The 5,215-nt window shown below is 71.4% G+C and carries 6 protein-coding genes; 4 read left to right on the forward strand and 2 right to left on the reverse strand.

The features are described 5' to 3' along the window. Positions 1–111 precede the first annotated feature (111 nt). Positions 112–1,206 (forward strand): 1,2-phenylacetyl-CoA epoxidase subunit PaaE, encoded by a 1,095-nt coding sequence (gene paaE / locus APM_RS13460; protein ID WP_007423912.1) that lies wholly within the window; start codon positions 112–114, stop codon positions 1,204–1,206. 7 nt (positions 1,207–1,213) lie between these two features. Here the strand turns inward: paaE and APM_RS13465 are convergent, their stop codons facing one another. Together APM_RS13465 and APM_RS13470 are read right to left on the reverse strand one after the other, a co-directional pair. After that, a complete protein-coding gene (locus tag APM_RS13465) occupies positions 1,214–1,654 on the reverse strand; it encodes a hypothetical protein (protein WP_007423913.1) in 441 nt (146 codons plus the stop codon). Beyond that, positions 1,651–2,286, reverse strand: coding sequence for a DUF5671 domain-containing protein (locus APM_RS13470; RefSeq protein ID WP_007423914.1), 636 nt, complete (start codon positions 2,284–2,286; stop codon positions 1,651–1,653). Before APM_RS13470 ends, APM_RS13465 begins: the two co-directional genes overlap by 4 nt. A 260-nt stretch (positions 2,287–2,546) precedes the next feature. On the opposite strand from APM_RS13470, the gene APM_RS13475 reads away from it, so the two are divergent. From APM_RS13475 to APM_RS13485, 3 genes are all read left to right on the forward strand, one after another. Then, on the forward strand, positions 2,547–3,707 hold the full coding sequence (locus tag APM_RS13475; RefSeq protein WP_007423915.1) for a TDT family transporter: 1,161 nt from the start codon (positions 2,547–2,549) through the stop codon (positions 3,705–3,707). 168 nt (positions 3,708–3,875) lie between these two features. Beyond that, positions 3,876–4,877: a dihydroxyacetone kinase subunit DhaK gene (dhaK, locus tag APM_RS13480; protein ID WP_007423916.1), complete on the forward strand. Its 1,002-nt coding sequence runs from the start codon at positions 3,876–3,878 to the stop codon at positions 4,875–4,877. Between the two features lie 20 nt (positions 4,878–4,897). Continuing rightward, positions 4,898–5,215, forward strand: a 318-nt coding sequence (locus APM_RS13485; RefSeq protein ID WP_007423917.1) for a DAK2 domain-containing protein, incomplete at its 3' end; no start/stop codon positions are given.

The following is a 5,215-nucleotide window of genomic DNA, read 5'->3' on the forward strand; positions in this document are numbered from 1 at the left end:
CTGCCCGCGATGCGGCAGCGCCGAAACCGAGGAGCTCGCCCCCTTCGGCGCCACCGCCTGCAAGGCGCTCTGGCGCTGCCGCGCCTGCCGCGAGCCCTTCGAGCATTTCAAATGCCACTGACCGAACCCGCCGCCGCGCCGAAATTCCACCGCCTCTGCGTGGCCGATCTCCGGCGCGAAACGGCGGACACCGTCTCGCTGTCCTTCGCGGTGCCGCCGGCGCTCGCCGGCGCCTACCGCTTCGCCCCCGGCCAGTATCTCACCCTGCGCGCGACGATCGCGGGCGAGGAACTGCGCCGCTCCTATTCGATCTGCACGGTGCCGGAGGATGGCGAGCTGCGCATCGCGGTCCGGCGTGTCGATGGCGGGCGCTTCTCCGCCTGGGTGAACGAGGCGCTGCGGCCGGGCGACCCGATCGACGTGATGACGCCGACCGGCCGCTTCGGCGCCGCCGCCCTGGCCGATCCCGCCGGCCTGCATGTCGCCTTCTGCGCCGGGTCCGGCATCACCCCGGTGCTGCCGGTCGCCCGCGCCGTGCTGGCCGCCTCGCCCGCGAGCCGCTTTCACTTCTTCTACGGCAACCGCACCGGCGCCGACGCGCTGTTCCGCGCCGAGCTGGCCGCGCTGAAGGACCGCCATCTCGGCCGCGTCTCGGTGCTGCACGTGCTGTCGCGCGAGGAACAGGATCTTCCCGTGCTGAACGGGCGGCTCGACGGCGCGCGCGTGCGCCGCCTGCTGCCCGCCATGGTGCCGCCGGCCGAGATCGCCCATGCCCATGTCTGCGGACCCGCCACGATGATCGACGAGGTCGCCGGCGTCCTCGCCGAATTCGGCCTGCCCCCCGCGCGCCTTCACACCGAGCGTTTCGTCTCCGCCGAAGGCGGCCGCCCGCGCCCGCGCCCGCCGGTCGCGCCCGGCGCCCCGTCCGCCCATCGCGCCGCCATCATCCTCGACGGCAAGCGCCGCGAGGTGCCGGTGGCCGAGGGCGAGACGATCCTTGACGCCGCGCTCCGCGCCGGGCTCGACATGCCCTTCGCCTGCAAGGGCGGCATGTGCTCCACCTGCCGCGCCCGCCTCGCCGATGGCGAGGCCGACATGGCCGTGAACTACGCGCTGGAGCCGTGGGAAACCGCTGCCGGCTTCATCCTCACCTGCCAGTCCCGTCCGCTTACGCCGCGCGTCACCGTCGACTTCGACGCGCTGTAGCGCCACCTCACTTCTGGCCCGCCGCCGTCGCATGCAGGCTGAAGCATTGCCGCCCGCTGGCGTGCCGGCCGAAGACCGGATGCTGGAACCCCGCCTCCTGGCTGGCCCGCTCGTCCAGCGTCGAGAGCGCGAAATGCGCGCAGAGTTCGTAGCTGTCGGTCCCGGTCACGCTGTATTCGAAGGGGATGCCCTCCGGATCGGTCAGCGGCACCGCGCCATAGCCGGGGGATGGCTCCAGCTCCTCGAGCCGTTGCGGCAGCGCGCCGTGGCCGCGCCGGTAGGCGGCGATCTCGCCCGACAGTATCCCGAGTTGCAGGCTGCGCATCTGGTCGGCCTGCTGCCGGCGGATATGCTCCGGCGAGCCGATCACGAGAAACCCCGCGATCACCAGCAACAGCGCGGCGAGTCCGAGGCTGCCCGCGAACAGGCTGGCGCCGCCCGGCCTCATGGCGCCGCCGCCTCACGCGCGTCGCGCAGGAAATAGCCGAACATGCCGCCGGCGATCACCGCCACCGTCGCGAGCTTCAGCAGGGTCGCCACCGCCAGTTCGCCGCCCAGCGCGTTGTAGATCAGCGCCATCACGTCGCCGGCCAGCCATAGCGCGGTGATGAACAGCGTGAGGTAGGTCAGCCACTGGCGCGGCCGCGATCCCCGCCGCGCCGGGTCCCGCGCGATCGCCCGGTTGATCCGGCGGAACAGCACGACGAAGACCGGGTAGGCGACCAGGATCGCCGAGATGTTCCACCTGATGTCCCGCAGCAGCGTGGCGCTTACATAAATCCGGCTGCCGATCCGCCGGGGAAAGGCGTGGTCGATCAGGTGAAAGGCGAGGGCGCCCGCATTGTAGGCGGCGGTATAGAGCGCCACGAACACCACCAGGTAGACGAACACCTCGCGCGCCGAGAGATAGGGCTGCGCCCGCGGCACCGGCACCGGAAACGGAACCTCGGCGAAGGCGTGCAGCGCCTCGCCGATATCGGCGTCCTGCCAGCCGGCCGCGCGCAGGGCCGCGGCAATCTCCGCGCGCGCCGCGCCGGCGGCGAGGGCCCGGCGGGTGAAGTCGAGCAGCTGGCGGTCCATGATCCGGCCTCCCGGTTGCGGGACGGCCCCCAGCCTGCCCGCCGGCGCGCGACATGCCGATGATCCCGCTCAAGCCGCGATCATCCGTTCGGCGCAATCGCGCTCCGCCTTTCGGCGAGGGGAGCGCGCAAATGTTCGCTTCATACGATCAATTCAATCAATCCAATCTGTATAGAAGATCATCCGCCGAGGCCCCATTAAAGACGCAACGCCGGCGCGCGGGCTCCGCTCCGTCCCCCGGCATTCATCTGGAGGCTTCCATGCTCACCCAAGGCTTCGCCCGTTTCATTCACGCCCGCCGCACCGACCTGCTCGCCATCGTGCGCCAGTTCACGCCGAACTGGTTCGCCGCGACGATGGGCACCGGCATCCTCGCGCTCGACCTCAACCAGCTGCCCGGCCTGCATCGCCCGGCGATGGCGCTCTGGCTGCTGAACATGGCGCTGTTCGCCCTCTTCACCCTGCTCTACGCCGCGCGCTGGCTGCTCTACCCGCGGGAGGCCGCGCGCATCTTCGGCCATTCGGTGATGTCGATGTTCCTCGGCACCATCCCGATGGGCCTCGCCACCATCATCAACGGTTTCATCGCCTTCGGTCTCGCCCCGCTCGGGCCGGAAGCGGTCGGCATCGCCACCGCGCTCTGGTGGGCGGATGTGGCGCTGTCGCTCGTCATCGGCATCGGCGTGCCCTTCCTGATGGTCATCCGCCAGGACCACGCGATCGAGAGGATGACGGCGGTCTGGCTGCTGCCGGTCGTCGCCGCCGAGGTCGCGGCGGCGAGCGGCGCGCAGATCGTCCCGCATCTCGGCAACCCGCATCTCGCCCTGCTGGTCGACATCCTGTCCTACGCCCTCTGGGCCTATTCGGTGCCGGTCGCGCTCGGCATCGTCGCGGTCCTGCTGCTCCGCCTCGTGCTGCACCGCCTGCCGCATCGCGACATGGCGCCCTCGTCCTGGCTCACTTTGGGGCCGATCGGCACCGGCGCGCTCGGCCTGCTCCTGCTCGGCGCCGATGCGCAGGGCGCGCTCGCCCCGCTCGGCCTGCCGGGGCTCGCCGATGCGGCGCGCGGCATCGGCCTGATCGGCGGCGTCATCCTCTGGGGCTACGGCGTCTGGTGGCTCGCCTTCGCGGTGCTCGCAACCCTGCGCTACCTGCGCGGCGGCATTCCGTTCAATCTCGGCTGGTGGGGCTTCACCTTCCCGCTCGGCGTCTACGCCGCCACCACCTTCGCCCTCGCCGGGCAGACCCACCTCGCCCTGTTCCACATCGCCGCCGTGGCGATGACGGCGAGCCTCGCCGCCCTCTGGGTGATCGTCGCGGCGATGACGCTGCGGGGTGCCGCCAGCCGCGCGCTCTTCGCCGCCCCCTGCCTGCTGCGCGGCGCCATTCCGGAGGACGCGCTGACCGCCGACATGGTCTGACCGGGTCCCGGCCGGGACTCGCCATCGCCCGACGCCTCGACTAACGTTGCCGGCGCGCCCCCATCGAAGATGGGGCGCGCCGGTCCCGTATCCGGTTCTTCGTCCGCGTTCTCCGGGGCCCGCCAGCCGCGCCTTTCCATCAAGAATGCCAATACGGGGGACGATTTCATGAAAAAATTCATCAACGCGCCGGAAAACGTGGTGGCCGAGGCGCTGGCAGGCATGGCCGCCGCGCATCCCGATCTGATCCGCGTCCACACCGATCCCGATTTCATCACCCGCGCCGATGCCCCGGTGCGCGGCAAGGTGGCGCTGCTCTCCGGCGGCGGCTCCGGCCACGAGCCGATGCATGGCGGTTTCGTCGGCCGCGGCATGCTCGATGCCGCCTGCCCCGGCGCCGTCTTCACCAGCCCGACGCCGGACCAGATGCTCGCCGCCACCAGGGCGGTCGATGGCGGCGCCGGCGTGCTCCATATCGTGAAGAACTACACCGGCGACGTGCTGAACTTCGAGATGGCCGCCGACCTCGCGAAGGAGGAGGGGCTCGACGTCGCCGCCGTCGTGATCGATGACGATGTGGCGGTGCAGGACAGTCTCTACACCGCCGGCCGCCGCGGCGTCGGCGCCACAATCCTCGCCGAGAAGATCTGCGGCGGTGCCGCCGAGGCCGGCGCCGACCTCGCCAGCGTCGCCGCCCTTTGCCGCGAGGTGAACGGCGCCGCCCGCTCGATGGGCGTCGCGCTCAGCCCCTGCACCGTGCCGCATGCCGGCAAGCCGAGCTTCACCCTCGGCGAGGGCGAGATGGAATACGGCATCGGCATCCATGGCGAGCCCGGCCGCAAGCGCATCCCCATCGAACCGGCCGACCGTGTGGCCGAAATGCTGATGGAACCCATCCTCGCCGACCTGCCGTTCCGCCAGGGCGACAAGGTGCTGCTGTTCGTCAACGGCCTCGGCGGCACGCCGCTGGTCGAGCTCTACATCCTCTACCGCAAGGCCGCGGAAATCGCCCGCAGCCACGGGCTGACGGTCGCGCGCTCGCTGGTCGGCCCCTACATGACCAGCCTCGAGATGGCCGGCACCTCGATCACCCTGCTGCGCCTGACCGACGACATGATCCGTCATTGGGACGCGCCGGTCGTCACCCCGGCGCTGCGCTGGGGCGCCTGAGGCGGGCAGGGGGATTGCACATGGCCGACCAGCTCGACGTTCCGCTGCTCACCGCCTGGCTCGGCCGCGCCGCCGCCGCGATCGAGGCGCAGCAGGGCTACCTCTCCGATCTCGACGCCGCGATCGGCGATGGCGATCACGGCGCCAACCTCGCCCGCGGCTTCAAGGCCGTCATGGCGAAGCTCGGCACGCCCGCCGATCCGGCGGCGCTGTTCCGCACCGTCGGCATGACGCTGATCGGCACCGTCGGCGGCGCCTCCGGCCCGCTCTACGGCACCCTCTTCGTCGAGATGGCCAAGGCCGCCGCCGGCCGCGCCACGCTCGACGCCGCCGGCTGG

This window comes from Acidiphilium sp. PM (assembly GCF_000219295.1).
Classification (GTDB): domain Bacteria; phylum Pseudomonadota; class Alphaproteobacteria; order Acetobacterales; family Acetobacteraceae; genus Acidiphilium; species Acidiphilium multivorum.

Bases quoted from the DNA above. Each gene is read 5' to 3' on its own strand.
- paaE (WP_007423912.1), top strand. From the start codon at position 112: ATGCCACTGACCGAACCCGCCGCCGCGCCGAAATTCCACCGCCTCTGC.
- APM_RS13465 (WP_007423913.1), bottom strand. From the start codon at position 1,654: ATGAGGCCGGGCGGCGCCAGCCTGTTCGCGGGCAGCCTCGGACTCGCC.
- APM_RS13470 (WP_007423914.1), bottom strand. From the start codon at position 2,286: ATGGACCGCCAGCTGCTCGACTTCACCCGCCGGGCCCTCGCCGCCGGC.
- APM_RS13475 (WP_007423915.1), top strand. From the start codon at position 2,547: ATGCTCACCCAAGGCTTCGCCCGTTTCATTCACGCCCGCCGCACCGAC.
- dhaK (WP_007423916.1), top strand. From the start codon at position 3,876: ATGAAAAAATTCATCAACGCGCCGGAAAACGTGGTGGCCGAGGCGCTG.